At 33.9% G+C, this 21,707-nt stretch carries 24 protein-coding genes; 15 read left to right on the top strand and 9 right to left on the bottom strand.

What is annotated here, in order from left to right:
* Positions 1-45 precede the first annotated feature (45 nt).
* From BK137_RS17985 to BK137_RS17970, 4 genes are all read left to right on the top strand, one after another.
* Positions 46-1,797 (top strand): ABC transporter ATP-binding protein, encoded by a 1,752-nt coding sequence (locus BK137_RS17985; RefSeq protein WP_235175733.1) that lies wholly within the window; start codon positions 46-48, stop codon positions 1,795-1,797.
* Positions 1,798-2,069: 272 nt separating this feature from the next.
* Positions 2,070-3,944, top strand: a complete 1,875-nt coding sequence (locus BK137_RS17980; protein WP_038184688.1) for a dynamin family protein — start codon at positions 2,070-2,072, stop codon at positions 3,942-3,944.
* A gap of 168 nt (positions 3,945-4,112) precedes the next feature.
* Complete coding sequence (locus BK137_RS17975) at positions 4,113-4,868, top strand: class I SAM-dependent methyltransferase (RefSeq protein WP_038184687.1); 756 nt, start codon at positions 4,113-4,115, stop codon at positions 4,866-4,868.
* Positions 4,869-4,878: 10 nt separating this feature from the next.
* Entirely contained in the window at positions 4,879-5,388 is a 510-nt protein-coding gene (locus BK137_RS17970) for a GNAT family N-acetyltransferase (protein ID WP_038184684.1), read from the top strand.
* Positions 5,389-5,469: 81 nt separating this feature from the next.
* Here the strand turns inward: BK137_RS17970 and fabZ are convergent, their stop codons facing one another.
* The 3 genes from fabZ to BK137_RS17955 all read right to left on the bottom strand — a co-directional run bounded on the left by fabZ (position 5,470) and on the right by BK137_RS17955 (position 7,342).
* Positions 5,470-5,895 carry a 3-hydroxyacyl-ACP dehydratase FabZ gene (gene fabZ, locus BK137_RS17965; RefSeq protein WP_038185006.1) on the bottom strand — a complete coding sequence of 142 codons (426 nt, stop codon included), beginning with the start codon at positions 5,893-5,895 and terminating at the stop codon, positions 5,470-5,472.
* A 244-nt stretch (positions 5,896-6,139) separates the two neighbouring features.
* The gene (locus tag BK137_RS17960) at positions 6,140-6,511 is read right to left on the bottom strand and encodes a nucleotide excision repair endonuclease (RefSeq protein ID WP_038184681.1); all 372 of its coding nucleotides are present in this window, start codon (positions 6,509-6,511) and stop codon (positions 6,140-6,142) included.
* Positions 6,512-6,673: 162 nt separating this feature from the next.
* A complete protein-coding gene (locus BK137_RS17955; protein ID WP_038184678.1) occupies positions 6,674-7,342 on the bottom strand; it encodes a ribonuclease H family protein in 669 nt (222 codons plus the stop codon).
* Between the two features lie 484 nt (positions 7,343-7,826).
* On the opposite strand from BK137_RS17955, the gene BK137_RS17950 reads away from it, so the two are divergent.
* The 4 genes from BK137_RS17950 to BK137_RS17940 all read left to right on the top strand — a co-directional run bounded on the left by BK137_RS17950 (position 7,827) and on the right by BK137_RS17940 (position 10,648).
* The gene (locus tag BK137_RS17950; RefSeq protein ID WP_051448707.1) at positions 7,827-8,558 is read left to right on the top strand and encodes a polysaccharide deacetylase family protein; all 732 of its coding nucleotides are present in this window, start codon (positions 7,827-7,829) and stop codon (positions 8,556-8,558) included.
* 368 nt (positions 8,559-8,926) lie between these two features.
* Entirely contained in the window at positions 8,927-9,931 is a 1,005-nt protein-coding gene (locus tag BK137_RS17945) for a restriction endonuclease (RefSeq protein ID WP_038184673.1), read from the top strand.
* Positions 9,932-10,140: 209 nt separating this feature from the next.
* Positions 10,141-10,290, top strand: a complete 150-nt coding sequence (locus BK137_RS22425; protein ID WP_155981184.1) for a hypothetical protein — start codon at positions 10,141-10,143, stop codon at positions 10,288-10,290.
* Positions 10,291-10,447: 157 nt separating this feature from the next.
* A complete protein-coding gene (locus BK137_RS17940; protein WP_038184671.1) occupies positions 10,448-10,648 on the top strand; it encodes a hypothetical protein in 201 nt (66 codons plus the stop codon).
* Positions 10,649-10,829: 181 nt separating this feature from the next.
* Here the strand turns inward: BK137_RS17940 and BK137_RS17935 are convergent, their stop codons facing one another.
* Positions 10,830-10,970 (bottom strand): hypothetical protein, encoded by a 141-nt coding sequence (locus BK137_RS17935; protein ID WP_235175727.1) that lies wholly within the window; start codon positions 10,968-10,970, stop codon positions 10,830-10,832.
* 83 nt (positions 10,971-11,053) lie between these two features.
* On the opposite strand from BK137_RS17935, the gene BK137_RS21975 reads away from it, so the two are divergent.
* The 3 genes from BK137_RS21975 (at position 11,054) to BK137_RS17925 (ending at position 14,917) form a co-directional block, all read left to right on the top strand.
* Entirely contained in the window at positions 11,054-11,467 is a 414-nt protein-coding gene (locus tag BK137_RS21975) for a hypothetical protein (RefSeq protein ID WP_143691083.1), read from the top strand.
* A 988-nt stretch (positions 11,468-12,455) separates the two neighbouring features.
* Complete coding sequence (locus tag BK137_RS17930) at positions 12,456-13,595, top strand: hypothetical protein (protein WP_038184658.1); 1,140 nt, start codon at positions 12,456-12,458, stop codon at positions 13,593-13,595.
* A 443-nt stretch (positions 13,596-14,038) separates the two neighbouring features.
* Complete coding sequence (locus tag BK137_RS17925; protein ID WP_051448701.1) at positions 14,039-14,917, top strand: SEL1-like repeat protein; 879 nt, start codon at positions 14,039-14,041, stop codon at positions 14,915-14,917.
* A 265-nt stretch (positions 14,918-15,182) separates the two neighbouring features.
* Here the strand turns inward: BK137_RS17925 and BK137_RS17920 are convergent, their stop codons facing one another.
* Positions 15,183-15,389, bottom strand: coding sequence for a KTSC domain-containing protein (locus BK137_RS17920; protein WP_038184655.1), 207 nt, complete (start codon positions 15,387-15,389; stop codon positions 15,183-15,185).
* A 180-nt stretch (positions 15,390-15,569) separates the two neighbouring features.
* Here BK137_RS17920 and BK137_RS17915 point away from each other — a divergent pair, with 180 nt between their 5' ends.
* Positions 15,570-16,433, top strand: coding sequence for a GNAT family N-acetyltransferase (locus tag BK137_RS17915; RefSeq protein ID WP_038184653.1), 864 nt, complete (start codon positions 15,570-15,572; stop codon positions 16,431-16,433).
* Between the two features lie 26 nt (positions 16,434-16,459).
* The gene (locus tag BK137_RS17910) at positions 16,460-17,293 is read left to right on the top strand and encodes an alpha/beta fold hydrolase (protein WP_038184640.1); all 834 of its coding nucleotides are present in this window, start codon (positions 16,460-16,462) and stop codon (positions 17,291-17,293) included.
* Between the two features lie 56 nt (positions 17,294-17,349).
* Here BK137_RS17910 and BK137_RS17905 read toward each other — a convergent pair whose 3' ends face one another.
* From BK137_RS17905 to BK137_RS17895, 3 genes are all read right to left on the bottom strand, one after another.
* Positions 17,350-18,246: a phosphotransferase gene (locus tag BK137_RS17905; protein WP_038184637.1), complete on the bottom strand. Its 897-nt coding sequence runs from the start codon at positions 18,244-18,246 to the stop codon at positions 17,350-17,352.
* Between the two features lie 100 nt (positions 18,247-18,346).
* Positions 18,347-18,562 (bottom strand): DUF3006 domain-containing protein, encoded by a 216-nt coding sequence (locus BK137_RS17900; protein WP_038184634.1) that lies wholly within the window; start codon positions 18,560-18,562, stop codon positions 18,347-18,349.
* A complete protein-coding gene (locus BK137_RS17895) occupies positions 18,562-19,440 on the bottom strand; it encodes a ComEC/Rec2 family competence protein (RefSeq protein WP_038184633.1) in 879 nt (292 codons plus the stop codon). Before BK137_RS17895 ends, BK137_RS17900 begins: the two co-directional genes overlap by 1 nt.
* Before the next feature lie 289 nt (positions 19,441-19,729).
* Between BK137_RS17895 and BK137_RS17890 the strand changes: the two genes are divergently transcribed.
* Entirely contained in the window at positions 19,730-20,029 is a 300-nt protein-coding gene (locus tag BK137_RS17890) for a hypothetical protein (RefSeq protein WP_038184630.1), read from the top strand.
* 20 nt (positions 20,030-20,049) lie between these two features.
* A complete protein-coding gene (locus tag BK137_RS17885) occupies positions 20,050-20,622 on the top strand; it encodes a hypothetical protein (RefSeq protein ID WP_038184627.1) in 573 nt (190 codons plus the stop codon).
* Positions 20,623-20,679: 57 nt separating this feature from the next.
* On the opposite strand, the gene cyoE is transcribed toward BK137_RS17885, so the two are convergent.
* Entirely contained in the window at positions 20,680-21,624 is a 945-nt protein-coding gene (gene cyoE, locus BK137_RS17880) for a heme o synthase (protein ID WP_051448700.1), read from the bottom strand.
* Positions 21,625-21,707 lie beyond the last annotated feature (83 nt).

Below are 21,707 nucleotides of genomic sequence, written 5' to 3'. Positions count from 1 at the left end.
CCCCGTAATGGATTAGAACGTGGACCACATTTTCGTGGGCCTGTTGTGAAACCGAAAAACCAAAAACAAACGTTAAAGCGAATTTGGGATTATGTAAAACAGCAAAGATTGCAACTCATAGGAGCCATTTTCCTCGTTATATTAACAACGGTTTTAAGTTTAGCGGGACCGCTTCTAATTGGTGTAATCGTAGATGATTATATTATTACAAAAGATTTAAGTGGCACGACCAAAATGTTATTTATTTTGGCGGGTGTATATGTATTAACGTCAATTTTCACTTGGCTTCAAACATATGTCATGATCAATGCAGCGTTAAAAACGATTCAAAAGTTAAGATTAGATCTATTTGAAAAGTTGCATTCACTTTCACTACGTTTCTTTGACAAAAGGTCACAAGGGGATTTAATGAGTCGTGTAACAAATGATATTGATAACTTAAATGTTGCGTTGAGCCAAAGTGTCGTTCAAATTGTTTCATCAATACTAACGTTGATTGGCACGAGCATTGCAATGTTCATACTAAGCTGGCAGTTAGCGATTGTCACTTTAACCATTATTCCGCTAATTGTATTTGTATCGAAACAAATTATTAAAAAGAGTAGTGTGAACTATTCTGAAAGACAGCGTGATTTAGGGGCATTAAACGGGTATATAGAAGAGACTATAACTGGCTCTGAAGTAATTACTCTGTTTGGTCAAGAAAAAATGACGACTACACATTTTGCAAAGGTCAATGAAAGTTTGAGAACATCCGCTATGAAAGCTGAAATTACTTCGGGCTTTCTTGGCCCCATTAATAACTTTATGAACAATCTTGGTTTAGGGTTAGTGATTGGGACAGGGGCACTGATGGCGGTAAGTGGTCATACATCAATCGGCGTCATTGCGGCATTTGTAACGTATACACGTCAATTTTTCCGACCAATTAATCAGCTATCTAATTTGTTGAATACTTTTCAATCTGCCATTGCAGGAGCAGAGCGTGTGTTTGAGATAATGGATGAAAAACCAGAACGAACTGATGGACAAAATGCAATTGTAAAGGAACAGCTTAAAGGGGATGTTTCATTCCGCGATGTTACTTTTTCGTATGATACAGGTAAACCAGTCTTAAAGAATATTTCATTTCAAGCAAAAGCAGGTGAAACAATTGCGCTTGTGGGTCCTACAGGGTCAGGGAAGACAACGATTATTAATTTACTAACAAGATTTTATGATATTGATCAAGGTGAAATATTACTAGATAACGAAGATATTCGTTCTTATAAAATAGCCAATGTCCGTGAAAAGGTTGGCGTTGTATTGCAAGATACGTATTTGTTTTCTGGAACAATTATGGATAATATCCGCTATGGTCGACTTGATGCATCAGACGATGAAGTCATTCAAGCTGCGAAGGTGGCATATGCTCATTCGTTTATAAAATATTTACCAGATCAATATCAAACGGAGATTAAGTCAGGTGGAGTGAATTTAAGTCAAGGACAGCGCCAACTGCTGGCAATTGCAAGAGCCATTTTAGAAGATGCGGATATTCTTATTCTTGATGAGGCCACTTCTAGTGTAGATACACGTACGGAGGTGCAGATTCAAAAAGGCCTGAAACATTTAATGACTGGTCGAACGAGTTTTGTCATAGCACACCGTTTAAAAACGATAGAAAATGCCGATAAAATACTTGTTATTAGAGACGGAGAAATAATAGAGCGTGGCAATCATAAAGAACTCATAGAGCAACAAGGATTTTATTCTGAATTACAAAGGAAATTAGATATTCTACCAATATCATCTTAAATTGAAAAAGGTGATAGTTATTATTACCTATCATCTTATTCATTTGATATATCATTTAAAGAGATTTGAGTTTTTTGGTAAAAATATATCTGAAAATAATATTTAAATAAAATATATACTATTATAGGTTTTATTTCTTTGTTCAATAGTCTTGGTTATAGCGGTGTGTGGACGATGTTTTGCCCTATTTTTTCATTGGTTTTACTTTCTTTAATTATTAAAATATTGTTTTACTGTATAATTAGAACTATTAGAAATGGGGTTTGGTTAATATGGATAAGGACCTAAGAAAAATACATCATCTAGAAGATACACCGCTTATTCGTTGGAACAAAAATGAACCTAATGAGTTTTTACAACAATTCGTTACTAAGCTAAAAAGTTTGAATATGATTCTTTCAACAAATACATATGTTAAAGGTACAAATAAAGTACTGACACGAATTATTGAAGATGCTCAAAATCAGACTATGATTTTACTTATAGGCATGACTGGCGCAGGGAAAACAAGTTTAGTAAATGCACTGCTTAAAAGAACCGTTCTATCAACGAAATTGGCGAAAGCAACAGCGATAAATACCATTATTAGATACGGTCAAACAGAAGAAGTGAAGGCTTATTTTCTTGATGGACAAGTAGCTAGTTTTGATCTTGATAAAGTGGAACTATTTACAACATCGGACACTTTTAGTGCTGAAATCTTACGTGAAAACTTGGACTATATTGAAGTCTATGTTAATAATGAACTACTAAAGAAAGTTACATTTATCGATACAACACCGCTAGAGCCGAGTGGTGATGAGTCAGTGTATGTGAAGGAATCGATATTAAACCGCGCGGATGATTTGTATTGGATTTTTAACTGTAATTCAAAACCAACACAAGGTGAATTGAAGCTACTCGGAAAATTTCATGAACGTAATGTAAAACCATTAGCAATTATTAATGCAATTGATATTCATGAAACAGCTTATGAACAATTCATAGCTGAACAAAATAAATTGCTATCGCCTTATTTCCGTAAAATAATGGGGATCTCTGTTAGAAATGCCGAGGTAGCTGTGGCAACCGGTGATGATGATAAGTGGAACCAAAGTAAGTTTGAATTGTTATTAGAGGAAATTGAGAATTCCCATGCTAACCAATCAGACCGTGTATACCTCATCATGGAACGCTTTATTAAATGGCTTAAGAGGTTCCAAACTGAGATGGAACTAATACCACAAAGAGAGCCTTATATAACAGCTTATAATCTATTAATCCAGTATCAAATAGGGAAACAAAAAGCATCTGAAAGAACAGAAATTGAAAATCAAAAGCTCATCACATATGAAAAGGAATATCATAAGGCAAGCGTGGTTTTTAAAGATGTGCAAACGTTGTATCAATTGCTACAAGTAATATCGAATAATAAGCATTTTAAAACCTATGACGTCATGGTCTTTGTTGAGTATTCAAAAGATTATTTGAAGGCTGTAAGGGAATACCGTACAATGCTTCAATCGTACAAAAACGAGTCTAATAGAAACGATGGAAAACAGCGTCATTCAACAGGGAAGGGCCTGTTAAAAACAATGTTTGTTAACGAGCAACAAAGTATAAAGCAGAGTAAATCAAACGAACCTTCGGAAGTTTTACAAGCAACACTTGAGCAACAATACAAGAAAGTTCTCGCGTTAGAAATGCAATTATTTAACGAATATCCAGCGGTATTGAAGAATTTAAATGATATCGCTCACGATCAAATAGAGCGAATTATTAATCGAGTTAGTCTGATTAGCACTGAGCGAATGAAAAAGAAACAACAGTTAATCAACGCAATTAGACAGCTGAATGGATTTAATAATATTTTGGAGGCAAAAGACTTTGTCGAAACATTTGTGGAGCAGCTTATTGATCAAAAGGATCTCGTTGTGACAAAAAAGGAAAAATTGTCACTGAGTGAAACATTAGTAAAGATTAAAAGTATTAAATTATCACATGAAACGTTAATTGCAAGTACACATATCGATGAACAAGATGACGAAATCTCAAAAATGCAAAAAAGATTATATGAAAAATATCATTTACTGCCACTTCGATTGACAATAGATGATATGAAATCAGAAATTGAAAAACCGCCTATTTATAGCGGTATTAGCGATTAAGTAAGGATACTTACCCCGGTAACAGGGTGTAAGTATCTTTTTTTGTAGTAACTATAATTCCAATATGTTACAATAAAGGGATTAAAAAAGAAGGACTGATTTCACATGGGGATTAGGAATTTAATTCATTAACACACCTTTCAGATACTAAAAAAGGAGTGTTATTTAATGAACAAGAATGAACAATTTTATGACAAACAATACGAATGGATGACTCAAATATTTGATGCAAAAGTAGATGCTTACCATCAAGAACTAGTCGAGTTAGTTGAGAAAAAAGGCTTAAAGAGAAATTTAAACATTCTAGAGCTGGGTAGTGGCAACGGAGAATTCGCAGTAGCAGCAGCGATGCATGAACATCACGTTTCAACTGTTGAAATCATTCCACATGCCATTAGTAAAATGTTTGAGCTTGCCGAGGAGAATAACGTAACGAGAAGAATTAAGGCTCATCAAGGCAGCTTTTATACCATTTCGCTTGCTGATAAATTCGATGCTATATGTTATTGGGATGGTTTTGGGGTTGGGACAGATGCGGATCAACAATTATTACTTCACAATATTGATTATTGGCTAAAACCTGATGGTACAGTATTCATAGATGTTTACGCACCCGCGTATTGGGCCAAAACAGCAGGGCAATTTATGGAGCTTTCTCAGACAGTTTGTCGACAATATGATTTTGATATAGAAACTAATAGAATGTTAGATAATTGGTGGTTGACAGATAACTCGGATGAAAAAAGGCAACAATCGTTGCGCTGTTATGAAGTAGCTGATTTCGAAAAAATGTTAGTAAATACTTCATTAGCTATTGAAGAGATTATTCCAGGTGGCAAAATGGACTATGATAGTTGGATTTTTCATCAGCAAGTACCAATTGAAGAAGCAATGATATATACAGTAATTCTACGGGAAAAGTGAGGTCTAGACTATGACGTATTTTATCCGTCCTGCAACAAACGAAGATATAGCAGGTATAGCGAAAGTACATGTAGACAGTTGGCGCACAACGTACAAAGGAATTGTAAAGCAAGATTACTTAGACAAACTAACATATAGCAGTAGAGAAGCATCATGGAAGCGTAATATTGAAAGCGAACAGAATCTTATTCTTGTTGCAGTGAATGAAGAAGAACAAATTGTAGGTTTTATAAGTGGCTCTAAAACACAAGAAGGTGAATATCCAACATATGATGCGGATCTTACAGCTATCTACTTATTTGAGCATGAGCAAGGAAAAGGAATAGGCAAAGCTATGTTAAAACAATTATTTGCAGAGTTTAAAAAACTCAATTACAAATCATCAATTGTGAAAGTATTAGAAGACAATTCATCTTGTCGCTTTTATGAAGCGATGGGTGCAAAATTTATCGACTCAAATCCAATTCAAATTGGTGGTGAACAATTAGCAATACTTACGTATGGTTGGCAAGAAATTTAGTGTTTTGTAAAAATGAAAGCAGCCGATTGTAATGATCGGCTGCTTTCTATCTTTATTTCTAATAGTCAATTGAAAATCAAATTAGTCACCAAATGCGAATATTAATTCTGTCTCGCAAACAATTTCCCCATCTACAGTAGCGATTCCTTTGCCTTTCCCAATAGCACCTATTACTCGAGTGATTTCAACTTCAAGGCGTAGCTGGTCTCCAGGTATTACTTGGCGTTTAAAACGGCATTTATCTATTCCAGCTAAAAGCCCTAAACGTCCTGCATTGCCTTCTTTTGTAAGCATAACGATAGCACTTACTTGAGCTAATGCTTCTACAATTAATACACCTGGCATAATGGGATAGCCAGGGAAGTGCCCATTAAAAAATTCTTCATTTGCACTTACGTTTTTTATGGCTACTGCTTTTTTGCCTTCTTCTAATTCCAGGACTCTGTCTACTAATAGAAAAGGGTAGCGATGTTTAATGATTTCTTTTATCTTTTGTGTGTCTAACAATATGTTTTCCTCCAAGATCATAAATTGATACCTCTTTATATTAACACCTGGTACTAATGGTTGATAATGTTTTTTATAAATTATTAGAAAAACGTATGAAATGGAGTTTTATTAATTATATTTTTAAGTTATTAAATTCTGCACATATGGCACACTAGTTTCCTATTATTTATGTGGCACATATTTTAAGAGCATAAAAAAGCGTTCAACAAGTGCTATTGCACAGGCTGAACGCTTTTTGTTTTTAGAAAAATACTTTTTCAGTATTGTATTTCGCACGGAAATGGTTGATAGCAAATGTTTCATAAATTTCACGTTCCATTTGATCTTCAACAATGAATACTTCAATTTTATGAACTTCGTTACGGTGATCTTTAATAGGTGAAACGTTATCTTCAAAGTGCTTTTTCACACGTTGGCGGATTTTACGTGCTTTACCTACGAATAAAAGCTCATTTTCTTTGTTAAAGAACATGAAAAAGCCACCTTTATCACGAGGGATTTCATGAAAATCAATAAATCCATAGATTGAAGGGATAATCGCGTCACCTTCTTTAATTTTTTGTTCGCGTTGACGAATTACTACATCTGGTTTTGGCATTTCAATTTTGATCAAAAAAATTCACGTCCTCATTATCATATAGTAGTTAATGCTACCATAATTGTGTTAGAAAAGCTATTGGATTTAGTAGTTGACGAAATACACGTCTATTATAAAAAAATTGAATTGCCATCATAAAACTAATATTTGTTTATTTATCTGAAAAATCTATCCGTATCAATCATTATCAACATTCAGTTCAAGTTGTGCAGTGATGTCGATACCATTTAGCGCTTGTGTGGCAAGACGGTCCGCCTCAGCATTCGATTTTCTTGGAACGAGCTCGTATTTAGGACGAATACTAAGCTTTTTTAATTTCTCGTCAATTCGATCTGCCCAGCTCGATAAATCTTTTTCTAGTAAAGCCCATTCTCCGCTCATCTGGTTGATGACAACTTGTGAGTCTCCAATGAAAACGACAGGTAGATGGTGAACATTTAATCGCTCGAGCTCCACAAGACTCAAATGAAGTGCGGCATATTCAGCCTCGTTATTTGATTTCAGCAATTCGGAAGGAGCATTCTTCCTCACCCTGTACGATTTACCACTCTGTTCAAAATAAATAACGCAGCCTAAACCAGCAGTGCTAGTCGTACGATCAAAGCCACCATCGAAATACACTGTAATATTATGAGGTTCAGTTTCAATTTCTTTAATGTAACGTTTCAATTCCTTGATTGTCCAAGTGCTGTCAAACGAGTCAGTAAAGATTATACTTTTGGCGCGTCCTGTCCGCTCAAGATCCTCTGCTATTAACAGTCCTTTAGCTGCAGGCATCCCCTCGGAGCGGAATGTAGTTTCCGCTCCTCTTGGTGTTTTGTAAATCCATTCGATTGAGATGTTCATCGTCATTCCTCCTATGCCTTTGATTTAATAATCTAAGATTAAAAACACACCATTAATTAAGGCATATTAACAATAGCTTATTGTGGTTAGTCTTATTTGAATTATGAGATTTTAAGATTTTAGTGGTGAGTGTAATATTATTTTTATTTGACCAGTATTTGAAGGTGAATCGAAACAAATTGAAAAATATAAGCAAAGACTTCTTTGAAGTATAATTCTGAAATCGCCTTTATAACGTTGTTTTGTATATAAATATTAATATTAATTTTTCCTTAGTACAGCATAATTATACCCGAAAAAATCCTAGAGCTTACATTACAGGAGTAAAGAAATTACGCTGCAAAAATTAAGTGTCCGAGCTAGTAGTTAATACATTTTATGGACGGAAGTTGAACCTTTCACAAAGTATAATTTATCGCATTCGGTAAATATTAAGACAACGGCGTTTTTGTAATAATTATTAAGCTTGGTAGGTGATGTATTGATTCGTAAGAATATATTATTTCTGACTGTTTGTGCTTTAATCATTTCAGTATTTTATGCTGGTTTTAGTATTGCTGAAGAAAAGGGACGTAGATACTACGAAGAATCTGGACAAATGCTTTGGGATATAAAAACTGAAGAGAAGATTATCGCTATTACATTTGACGATGGACCACATCCAAAATATACAGGACAAGTTTTAGATATACTTGCTAAGTACAAAGCTAAAGCTACTTTCTTTGTCATTGGAGAAATGGCAGAAAAACATCCTGAATTGGTTTTAAGGGAATATAATGAAGGACATGAATTAGCTAATCACACATATTCTCATCCTTATAAGACGTCACCAAAGGATTTTGAAGAAGAATTAAAAAAGACAAATGAAATAATATACAGTATTACTGGCTTTTCTCCAGTGTTATTTCGTCCTGTTGGTGGACAATTTGATGAAAAAATGATCAATATTGCGACTGAAAATGGGTATAAAGTTGTAATATGGTCCTGGCACCAAGATACGGAAGATTGGAAAGGGATTTGGTCCCAAAAGATAATAAATAAAGTACTTCAAGGTTCGAAACCAGGTAATGTGATACTGTTTCACGATGGTGGAGGAAATCGGACTCAAACGTTAAAGGCACTTGAGAAAATAATACCTGAGCTTCAAAAGCAAGGGTATAAATTTGTTACAGTTTCTGAGCTTATTGCTAGTGTAAATGGAAAAGTGAGTAAATAATGGGTTTCGATAGCTTATAATTGATATGGAAAAACGCCAAACGAAAATTGATTAATCAAAAAGTGAAATCCTACTCTTTCTAAAATTAACAATGCAAATATTACAAAAGCGTTTGGCGATGCTGTTAGCAAATGCCGAACGCTTTTATACATTTTGAATTGAAAGATGCGACTAGAGAAGTTTTAAAAAAAGTATGGGAATCGCATTGGATATGCTTTTCGTATAGTCTTTTTGTATAACATATCCCAATAATGTAGTATTTTCATATCATTGAATAATCATTTACTTATTATATAATAAGTAATGGTTGCGATTATTAATAAAATAATAGGACTATATATTTATTTAGGTTGGTGAGATGTTTTAGCATGTCTGAAAATCGTTGTTACATACATAAAGTGAAAGCTGCCGAGGTGTTAGTAGACGAGAAAATTGTTGTGTACTGTCCAAAATGTGCTGAAGCTAATATACATAAAATTGTTTTACAAGAAGAGAAGATATCAAAATCTGAAGAATTATCGGACATAAGAAAGAGACGCCATGTTGCAATGAAAGAGCTGTGGAAGAGCCTGGTGTTTGCATTTTACTTAGAATGTTTACCTATATTCATCACTTTGTTTACGCATTCGCCCAAAAGTTTATCCGAATATATCTCTGGAGTAAAAGAACTGTATAGTCAGTTCCTATTCCAACCTATTATTCAACTCATTGCCATTGGTTTTATTGCACTTGGAGGGTATTTCTGGATTGCTGCTATTAAAAGTCTGAAAGAGTTAAAAAAAGAGGAAGCTATTTTATTGAAACCTTTTGCAAATGAAAATGAAGTCCATGAGAAATTCCAAACGCCAACTAAGATCAATCAAGTGAATGAATTTGTGAGAAATGTTAAAAAGAAATACGATAGTAATTTTTTTAGTCAACGAAAAATGTATCAAATGAGTCCATACGATTTCAAATTGTATATGGCGAAACAATTGCAAAAACTTGATTTTGAAAATGTTCGTTTAGCTAGGGACGATAGTGACTTTAAAGTGGATATATTTGCTGATGGGCCAAACGGCAAAGTGGCGTTCCGTTGCATAAATAATGTCAATTTAGTCAAAATGGAAGATGTACATAAAATTGCAGTTGAGAAGGTATATTATGATTGCGAATCATCTATCTTAGTAACCACTTCATCTATAACGAAGGATGCAATGGAGTTAGCTGAGACATTGCGAGTGACAATATGGAATGATCAAGTTTTGAAAGAGAAAATAATCTCTATTGAAAATGAACAATGGAGCGATCATTTACAAGACTTTTATGATTACTCTGATCAAAATTTGAAAAAATATACGGAATTTGAAATGAGAAGATTAGCGCAGTCATAATATTTTTTTAAAAAATTATTCGACAAAAAAAGATAATGGGTTCAGTTTTAAATAACAACATTAAATAGTATTACAAGAGGGTAAGGAATCTCGTATGATTTCTTATCCTTTTTTAGTTGTTAAACCTATTTTAGTTACACTATAGGGAGTGAAAATCCAGTTAAAAATAGTGAAGGATATCAGGTTGAAATGTTAAAGGTCAAGAAAAATTGGTTAAATTAGTAGGTTATTATAATTTAGGAATGGAAATGGTTATATTGATAGGTGCTTTCATTGGCATTGCAGAAATATTATTTCCAATTTTGGAGATTGGATATGTCATTTTACAAGGTTATGTAAATACAAAAGTGGTTGAATAAGATGAACAAATAGCAAAAGGTGGCTACAAAGCTAAGCTGTCACTGTGACACATGTAGATACGTCTACAGGCGTTGAAGCTAATTTTGAAGAGTTAAGTTCCAGTTGTGAAAAAGCAGTTGCAGAATGACATTTTAAACACATTGGAGGGATTGGAGAATGAGCGAGATTGAACAGGCAGTAAATCACAGAACAATCATCGTGGGAACGATTAAAAGATTTGGTTATACGACAGCACTCGAAAAACAATTCGAATCACATTTAAGTACAATCATGAGCCTTACAGGGCTTTGCAGAGGTAAAGCGGCAGATTATGCCATTGAAGTTGATGGACGGTTGAATGTGCAGGGAAAGGGGTGAGTGGCGTGATGGAAATCATTATGGAACGTGAACGCGAATTAGTTTTATTGTCCTGGAGACAGTATGCACGAATGGCGAAAATTTTTTATGTAGGGTCGATAGCCTAAGCTTAAAGAAATTTCGATGATTCTCTTGCGGATTAGAAAGGCCACTTCCATCAAGAAAGAGACCCTCTTATTACTTAGTAATCTGCTTCAATACGAATAGCTTGAATTGCTTGGCAGTCTCCGATAAGTGTTGAACCAGGTTCAGTTTCTGGATCACTAAAGAATGCGCAACAATTTTTCTGGTCTAAGTTAATAAAAACGACAACTTCTATCACTTGACCACCTTTTAAGAAAACATCTACTTCAGTCTGCGTTTGTAATCGTCTTAATTGATCATATGCGCAACAATTACACCGATGTGCTTCTTTCTCTTGGTGAGATTGCTAATGACACTTACAACACATACAACAATTACAACACATACAACAATTACAACACATACAACACTTACAACGATGTTCATCTTTCTCATGGTGATGTTGTTTCTGACACTTACAACAATGTTCATCTTTCTCATGGTGATGTTGTTTCTGACACTTACAACAATGTTCATCTTTCTCATGGTGATGCTGTTTCTGACATTTACAACACTTACAACGATGTTCATCTTTCTCGTGGTGATGTTGTTTCTGACACTTACAACACTTACAACGATGTTCATCTTTCTCATGGTGATGTTGCTTATGACACATACAACACATACAACGATGTTCATCTTTTTCATGGTGATGTTGCTTCTGACACTTCTGACACTTACAACCATCTTTCATAATACTCATTTTCAAGACCTCCTTCCCGATTCGAATGACTTTCATAGATAACATATGGCTTAAAATGAAAAGAGGTTGTGCAATTTGTCCAAATAAAAAAAATTTAATTTTAAGCTCTTAAATCCATCACATTCTTTCGTTTTCAAATTATCTTGTTCTTAAACTGAAAAAGTAACATTTTGATAATACACATTATGAGCACTATCAAAACCGGGAGATTAGCATGACCATCTATTCATGTACAAAAGAGAAACTGTATTATGGACGGAACGATAAATGAGATATAGGAACGACGTGGTGTTAAACCCGAAACAATAAGGTTTTATCAAACACCAACATTTCATAGAAAATCGAAGAATGTCCGAAACTGTTTGGTGCTTGTAAAATTGGAGGATTGAACAGGGAACTAACAGTAGATGAACGTGAAGGAATATTAAATACACTAGAAGTTTTTGGAGAGTATCCTGGTGGTGTTTACAAAAGCAGCTATATCGAAACTAAACAGGCAAAAGAGCAAGAGCGCATCACTGTTTTTTTCGATTCTTTTTCTTGGTCGATGTTACAGCTGCATTTAAACTGCCGACAACATTTACACTCTTTTGTTTCTTCTTTATTTATATTCTCGTGCTCATCACATCTTATTTGCCTGCCAGTTACCAACCCTTATAATTTTAGGAGTCCCCCAAAAAGTCACCCAAGTTTCCCACTGGTAAAGATGGGGAATGAAAGAGGTGGTTATTCAGAAAGTATCACCCATCGTTGATATATAGCTATTCATGATTTAACGGTGAGGGGAGTTGAAGTAAGGCAACTATTTAGTTAATAGATATCTGGCTTTTTTTATCAATTGGATATTTTAAGAAAATACATATTTCATATGATTCAGTATGAATGTCCGTCTAAAATGTTAATTATCCACCTAAATAACCATATACCTGTCAAAAAATTATGTATATAATTTTAGTATATTTATAAATTTGGAGGATAATTATGAAAAAAAATCAATTAAATTTCTTTAAAATGATGTTAGCACTAGTAGTTGCTTTCGCGTTTGCATTTGGCGCATCAACAAATAAAACGGAAGCCGCAACAACTACTCAGGTAGATACGATTACTTTAACAAAAGACAAATCAAAAACGCTTGATAGAAAATTTAGCAGTATGGGCACGGATGTTATAAAAGTAACAGTACCAGCTGATGGCTTACTTACGATGAAACTAAATAATCCTAAAGAACGTGAAATAGCTCTTCTACTACTAAATGAATTTGATACTAGTCAATTAGAAGATATCGAAGATTTTGATCTATCCGCATTAGAAAAATTGGAAGGTACATTTAATGATGTAGAATTATTCGGTTATGCTATAAATTCAGAACTTACTTGGTATGATCCATCAATGCATTCCATTTCTGTTGGTTTGAAGAAAGGTACATATTATCTTGTAGCATATAAGTTAGACTTTGGAAAAAATAAAAGCTACAGTACTAAATTAACTTTTAAAGCAGGTAGCAACTATGAAAAAGAATCAAATAATACAGCTTCAAAAGCAACACCAATCAATTTAAACAAATCATATAATGCATCATTTAATCTTTTTGATGAAGATGATTATTACAAAGTAACTGTTCCACAAGCAGGTTTCTTGAAAGTTTATGCGGACCAAAAACATAGTACGAAGTTTAGAATGAAAGTTTTAGATGATAAAAAGAAAACGGTTAAAGGTTTCAAAGTAACAAAAGATAAACGAAAATATACTGGTTCTGTATATTTACCAAAGGGTACTTATTATGTGAAAGTAAGTTCAGATATGATGGATTCAATGTATGACAGTGTATCATACACGTTAAAAACTTCAGTAAAATCAACTAAGCTTAAAAGTTCAGCTGTAAAAGTGATTAATAAAAAAGGTACTAAAAACGATAAAGTACAAGTTTCAAACTTAAAAGCTGGATCAACAGTAAAAGTTTATGCTGATGCTAGCAAGAAAAAACTATTAGCTTCAACAGTAAGTACTACTGATAAAGCTTCAATGAGTCTAAAAACATTAAGTAGCAAAGGCGGTAAATTATATATTACCGTTAAAAAACCTAGTATTTCTGAAAGCATCGTATTAAAAGTGAACTATTAATAAGTAAAGCCACTAGCGAAGTGAGAAACGCTAGTGGCTTTTTATGAATTTAGGTAATTTTGTAATGACATTTAAAATTAGTAGGAGAATTTGAATATATAAACGACATATTCTCCTATATAAAACCTTATGATAGCAAGGGGTTAATCAAGTATAATAAGATAGAGGTACGTTTGAATTACTGATGTAAACTAATTATTTAACTTGATGTATGAAGTATAGAAAAGTAGTGATTTTGATTATAAAGTCATCACACTATGTTAACGAAAAAATAAAATATATAATAGGTAAAGCTATCTATTATCAAAAATGAATAGAAATTGGTTTTTAGTTATACATATTACGTTATTTGGCAAATATGTGTGTAAAGGATATAAACGATTTTCAATATAGATGAGGTGTTTTATATAGAAAAGCAATTGGCAAAGAGGATGATCGCATTAATGGCAGTATTAAATGAAGATATACAAAATATTGATTTTAATGTATCTACTCAAATAGCAGCGTATATGCAGGAAGGGTTGTTGGGTGACTTTGCAACAGCTACGACCGGGATTGGCTATTTTTACAATAATATAAAAGAATATGACAAAGCGGTCCAATGGTATAAATTAGCTACTGAATTAAATGTCGCAGAAGGACAGTTCTGTTTAGCTAATTACTATTATGAAGGGCTTGGCGTTCAGGAAGATATAGAAAAAGCCTTTCAACTCTATGAACGAGCAGCATTACAAGGTCATGCAGACGCAGCCAATAATTTAGCGGATATGTACTTTAATGGTGAATATGTTAAAGAAAACATGGATGAAGCCTTTAAATGGTTTACAATAGCATCGAATGCTGGTGTAAAAGAAGCTCAATTTACTCTAGGCATTATGTATGAACAAGGTCTTAGTGTAAAAGAGAATATGGGGCAAGCATTGTTATTATATAAAACTTCAGCAGAAAATGGCTATACAGAAGCGCAATATCGACTAGGAAATATGTATGATCAAGGCATTGGGGTAAAAGAGAATAAGGAGCTAGCTTTTCAGTGGTATAAAAAAGCCGCGGAAGAAGGCAACGTAGATGCTGAATATAATGTTGGCTATATGTTTCAAAATGGAATTGGAACAACCGTAGATTACGATTTAGCACTAATATGGTATAAGTGTGCAGCAATGCAAGATGATGCAAGTGCGAATGTGCGCATTGGAGAAATGTACGAATTTGCATTGGGCGTCCCGATGGATATTAATCGTGCAATTGTTTGGTATGAACGTGCCATCAGTGCGGGAGATGAGTTAGCTAAAAAGCATCTTGAACGTTTAGGGAGTTATTAATAGTTGGTAAACCTGATGAGTAGAACAGCACTCATCAGGTTTTTTCGTTTTTGGAATGAGGGTAAATATAGAAAGGTGAATAATACCGTGTGAATATTGTACTCTTTATTTTCTTTTTGATAATATCATACAATTAAAAATGGCAATAGATCATCAACTTCTATCTGTTAATGATTTAGCAAAGTATCATGAAAAAGCACATCCAAAGGGATCATCATCACCTTAGATGCGCTTTTATGTTTTAAAGAATAAACTTAGTTTTATATTACACACGGACAAATCTATATCGATCTTTTATATACCGTTTAAAGTAGATACCTTTTGAATCTGCTTCCATTAATTCGTTATAAATTCGTTCAGGAACGCCGAAATATTCAAACACACCATCTTTAAACTCAATTCTTAAAATCATTGCACTAGGGTCGAAGCCCACATTTACTAATTTTGATGAAGTAACAGAAACCATATTCATAACGATCCCCTCCTAATTTCAGTATAAGCGAAAGCGCTTTCAAAAGATAGGTAATTGTTTTATATTGTAATATTATATTGACTTTTCCAATTCAAATAAATTACTGTTTAAGTATGGAATACTATATTTTTTTAATTCGATATTAATGTAAAAAAATATTTATTATTAGGAGAAGGAATAATGATTAGAATGGCTACAACACTAGACTTTGAGGAGCTTGCTTACTTTTTGTCCAGCTGCAATGCAAATTCAAGACGACATATTGGTTACTGTGGTCAAGGTGAGCAAGAAATAAGGTCTACATTACGACAAGAATTTTCAGACTTACCCTTTGAAAATTCTATGATTATTGCAGTTGAAAATGAACAGATTGTTGCAGCAATAGGGCTTGATTTCGATAAGGATGACCAATCTGCTGAAGTATGGGGACCGTTTGTTCAAAATGATGAAACAGAAGTACTGTTACCTGAAATGTGGATGAAGTTATGTCAACAGCTGCCAATAGCCTTGAAACACCCTCAATTTTTTATCAATATTGAAAATGAAGTCGCGATAGCTTTTACAAAAAACATCGGAGCAAAAATGTCAGGGCATCATTATATATTACATATAGAACGTCTAAACCATAAATTTGAAAGCTCGAAACATATTCATAAATTAGACTCAAACAATGTAGAAGGCTTTCAAAACTTACATGACTTAGCATTTCCGAAAACGTATTATAATGCACAAACGATATTGTCTCGTCTGAATGAGAATCGAGTTGTGTTTTGTTATGTTGATCATGAAGAAATAAAGGGATATGTCTATGTAGAAGCAGATGCCGAAAATGGAGAAGGTACGATTGAGTATATTGCCGTGGATGTTCGGTTTCGGAAGCAAGGTATCGGAAGAAAATTGCTATTGCATGGATTAGATTTTTTATTTACATACGATTCGATTGCTGAAATTTCTTTAACTGTTCAACGAAATGAAAGTGGCGCAATTCATTTATACGAATCAGCCGGCTTCGACATTGTACATGAACTTGTATTTATGAAGTGAATTTTTAAATAACAGGGGGCATCACTATGTGGGAACAACGATTAATTGAAACATCTCGTGGAATGTTTGAAATTTTTGTAAAGGGAAGTGGCTCGCCGCTTTGTGTAACACATTTATATAGCGAATTTAACAGTAATGGCAACACAGTAGCGAACCCTTTTACTGAGTATCATACTGTATATTTAGTGAATCTAAGAGGGGCAGGACAATCTGCACCATCTCTCACAGAGCATGATTTAAACATGAGAGAATCAGTAAAGGACTTAGAGGCCATTCGAGAAGCGCTACATCATGAAAAATGGGCTTTTGCAGGGCATTCAACAGGAGGCATGTTAGCGCTAGTATATGCTATTTTAGCAGAGCAATCTTTAACGAAAGTCATCTCAGGAGGAGCGGCAGCGTCTAACGAATATATGCGACATAAAGGTAGCATATACTGTAAAGACAATGAAAATAATAAACGCATCAGAGAAATTATGCAACAGTTAAATGATTCTCAAATGCCTCTGGAAGAGCGTCGAAAGTTAAATCGTGAGTGGACTGAGATGTCTATCTTTTATAAAGATCGCTATGATGAATACTTTAACCGTCCAAATAGCGGGAAAGTAGTAAGTGATCGTCTAAACTACTATTCGTATGTTGAATTAAAGAACTATGATTTGAGAACACAGCTACCAGAAATCACTGTTCCGACATACATATACTGCGGATTATATGATACACAATGCCCTTATGATTTTTCACGAGAAATGGCGGAGCTAATACCAAATGCGAAGCTGTTTACGTTCGATGAAAGCAACCATTATCCATTCGTTGAGGAAGAGGAGAAGTTTGCTGAATTTGTTAAGGCTACACTTTAGATTTATAAGAAAGCTGCTGCTGGAGTTTAGAATTGACTTTCTCCAGCAGCAGCTTTCTATATTTCAGCAAAAGAGAGATTATACTTATTAAACATATTAAGGAAGTAAAGTGCTGTATCAAAAGCTTTTTGCTTATAGGCAGTAAGCGCGCCTCGAATAAACCACAATGATATAAAGTCTTTTAATAAAGAGATATTAATAGATTCAACTTTAGAATAATATGAGATAAAACGATTGATATAGTGTCTAATCTCATTAGCATTTAAGTTTGCTGGTACATTTGATGTGAGGATTGCAGCTAAATCAAAATAAGGGTGCCCGATTCTAGCCTCACCAAAATCGATAATAAATACTTCTTTGTTAAAAAGAGTATTCCAAATACCCAAATCGGCGTGAATCCATTGTTTTTCAATCGAAGTTCTAATCACTAATTTTGTTATTTTCTTTTCCATTTCTAACACTGGAGGGAAGCGTTTATCTTGACTCCAATTTTCTTTAATAGCTTCCCAAGTAGTTAAAGTATTAAAGCGATCATTTTTCACTTTATTGCTTTTAAAAAAGCTCATAGTATTTCTAAGTTCAAAGAACACGTTAATCCATTTTTCCATTGGTACATCACTTTTAATGGAAGCAATGAATGATTGCAAATGGAAAACCTGACCATCAATTTGAATAAATGAATTACCTTCATAAGTAGGATGAATTGTGGGTACTATTTCTCTAGAACAATTTGTATTCAAATGCTGATGTAATAAAAATTCAAATTCTGCATCTGAAATGCTCTTTAGAGAACGCAAAATAAAACAATCAGAAAGCGTGTTAATTTTAAAAGTCAGGGAGGTTTGACCTTGATGTATTTGTTCAAAGGATTCGATTTTATCTAACGTGTATTGATATTCAATCTTTTGTAAATGTTCATATAATGCATATACGACCTCGGATTCTTTTGACATTAATGTACATTATAATTGATTATTAGCTAAATATCTTAGGGATTAATGTAAATTACTAATAAAAAAACCAGGCGTATAAAGAGCGCCTGGTAAACCGGTATTAATCTTCAAATAAATCATCCATTAATTCATGGATTTCCTTATCTCGTGTATGTCTAGCTGCAGGGTCAATTGTGACTTTTCCTTGGTGAAAGATTAATACATCACCAGGTTGTGCACCATTTGGTAATTCAGTGATGGCGATATCCTGCATTCCTTCTTCAAACTCTATGACGGCTATTTGGTTTTCAAAACGATCAATTATCCCAGTTTTCATCATTGATTTTCCTTTACAGATATTTCTGAACCTGTTGATTTGAATACTATATTGCCCTGTTTATCAGTTCTATATACTTTTGCGCCAACTTTTTTTAGTCGATTTAATGTAACAGCAGTAGGGTGACCATAGCCATTTGTAGCACTTACACTAATGGCAGCATATGTTGGTTTCGCTTTTGCTAAAAATGCGTCAGATGACGCTTCCTCAGCTCCGTGATGACTTACTTTTAGAACGTCTACTTGTGGTATCAAATTTTTTGCTAACATGTCATCTTCAGCAGGGAATTCAGCATCACCAGTGAATAGGAATTTATTATTACCATTCTGTAAAAGTAAAACAGCACTCCAGTCATTTAAATCACTTTGACTATATGTAGTAACGGGTGCGATAAATTTTAGTGATAAATTTTCTTCCGTCGTCTGTATTTCCACTCCTGTTTTTGCTTGTGTAATTTTCAAACCCTGGTTCTTCACAGCAGTTAAGAAATTTTTGTAAGCAATTGTAGTATGACTAACTTTTGGTGCGTACACTTTCTTTACTTCTATAGAATTTATGACTTCAGCAAGGCCACCAACGTGGTCAGCATCCGGGTGAGTAGAGACGACAGCATCTAATGTTGTCACATTGTTCTTTTGTAAGTAAGCAACGACTTCATCGCCAGCCCCTTTATTACCCGCATCAATTAAAATATTTTCTTTTTTGGACTGTATTAAAATAGAATCCCCTTGGCCAATGTCGATTATATGTACTAATACATCGGATGCTTTACCTGTAAAAGTCTGGTCTGTTGATTTGTTTGAATCATTTGAGTCAGTAAGCTCAAAAATTAATCCAATAGCAATTAATAAAACTATAAATATACTTGTTTTTTTCATATAAAAACCTCCATTTACCACTTTAACATTGTTAGTACCTGATTTGTAGGGAGGTGAGAATTATTTAATAAACGATTACTTTAAAAACAATTACAAATAATTTGAAATAAATACAAATTTTAATGACTTATCAGTAAGTAACGAAAAGAGGTGATGTGTTGAGCAACTTACAACTTAATATAGAAGAGCTATATGATGAGTATTACTACTATGTGCAACATAAAAATAAAATCGTAAAACATAGACCAATGACTTCCAAACACTTTATGATGAAAAAAATCAATATGGAGTGGAAGATTTCGCAGGCTATAAAATAGGCGATACCATTACAATTCGTGATGTAGTAAAAGATATCATCTATGACGGTGACCAGAATTTATCTACAGTGAAATTTAATACGCATCAAAATGCTTATACTTTGCTGGTATTTAAAGGAGATGTACGTAGCCGAATAGAAGTTAATAATAGAGTCACATTGCATTTCAAAGTTGTAACACTTATAGACTCTTTCGAGTATGAAACACTTGAAATAGTAAGGAAATGGGAAGAGGGTGTGTATCCTACTATCGATGATTATTTAATTAAATAGAAGTGAGAGGGGTATCTTAAATGCACTATCAAATGTATGAAACACGTCATATTTACATGGTACTAGCCAGTTGTACTTTATTAATTTCTCCTTTATTTGTATTGCTGGTACCATTTGGGGTTGCAGAAACAATCTATTATCAATATGGTGTTCATCTTGTGTATGCACCGTCTATCAATTATTGGGTGTATGGAGCGGGATTGTTTTTAATCATTTTGGGATTTTCCATATTATTTTTATTAAAAATAAATAAAACTTCAATCGTGGTTGCCTTCGCTTGTTTGATTGGTAGCGGTGTTCTTTTTTACGGTGCAGCAAAGTCTTTTGTCACGATAACTGACGATACTATTACTTATCGAGGAGTTTTTGCAACAGAGGAAAGTAAATATGAATGGAATGAAGTAAGTAAGGTCACTTATTATAGAATGAGCGAAATGGATCCAGAAGCTTCATATTATGAATTTCAATTTAAAGACGGAGAGGTGCTTACATTAAAAGAGAATGGAAAAGTACGTGAGGTTAAAGGTTTGATAGAATATAGCGTCATGAATGCGGATGGGGAATTTAAAGTAATTGAAAAAGAAGAAGAATAATACACAAAAACCAGCTCCGAGAATAATTTCTCGTTAGCTGGTTTTGTTGTGGAGGCTTTAAAAATTAAAGAAAATCCCGATTAGAGAGTATATGATAATAGTAGAGAACAAAATAGTCATATGGTATAGAGAAAAAATAAACATTGATTTTGCCCATTTCTCTGGGTTCTCTTTTTTAGTCCCTGAAATACTAATTAGCAGCCACCAAATACTTAGAATAAGCGCAACTAACATAAGACCAATACTTAAAGTACCAAGTAAAAGGCTAACTCCTATTAATAAAACTAAATAGATATTTGTTTGAATATACGTACGGCGCATCCCTTTTACTACAGGAAGCATTGGTACGTTTGCTGCTTTATAATCGTCATGCTTGCGAATGGCAATCGCATAGAAGTGAGGCATTTGCCATAACACAGTTAATACAAATAGCCCTATAATAGCAGGGTGTGTTATATCTTGAGAAATTGCTGCCCAACCAATTAGAGGGGGCATTGCTCCTGAAATACTACCGATTTCTGTATTATATATAGTTCTACGTTTGCTCCACATTGTATAAGGAACCACATAAACAAATAAACCTATGAATCCCATAAGTGCAGCCATCGGTGTTGCATACGCAAGAGCACCTAAGCCAATAATCGTCATCGCAATAGCTAAAACAAGGACAGTTTTAGCACTGATCGTACCAGTTACAGTTGGTCTACTTTTTGTTCTTTGCATGACAGCATCGATATCACGGTCATATAAATTATTAAATGCACCAGCTGCACCAATTACTAGAGCAGAACCAAATAACGCGCAAATAATCTCTAGAGTTTTGTCAAAAGGGCTTATTTGATTTTTATATAAAGCTAATGTTAATCCTGCAATCATAGGGATCAAATTTGATTTGATAATTCCAGTCTTAACCGTTTGGGCTAATATTTTTGATAGAGGTTGTTTCGGCATCGTTTCGGACGATGATTCTACACTCTGATCAACTTTTACATCACTTTGCATTGTAAACCTCTTTCCTATTAATCATAAATAATAATACTTTTTAAGCTCTATATTATAGTATCTCTTAAAAACTGCAAAAGTTC

Origin of the sequence: Viridibacillus arenosi (genome assembly GCF_001955655.1) — a bacterium.
GTDB lineage: Bacteria > Bacillota > Bacilli > Bacillales_A > Planococcaceae > Viridibacillus > Viridibacillus arenosi.
This window is presented reverse-complemented; position numbering and strand designations above follow the sequence as displayed.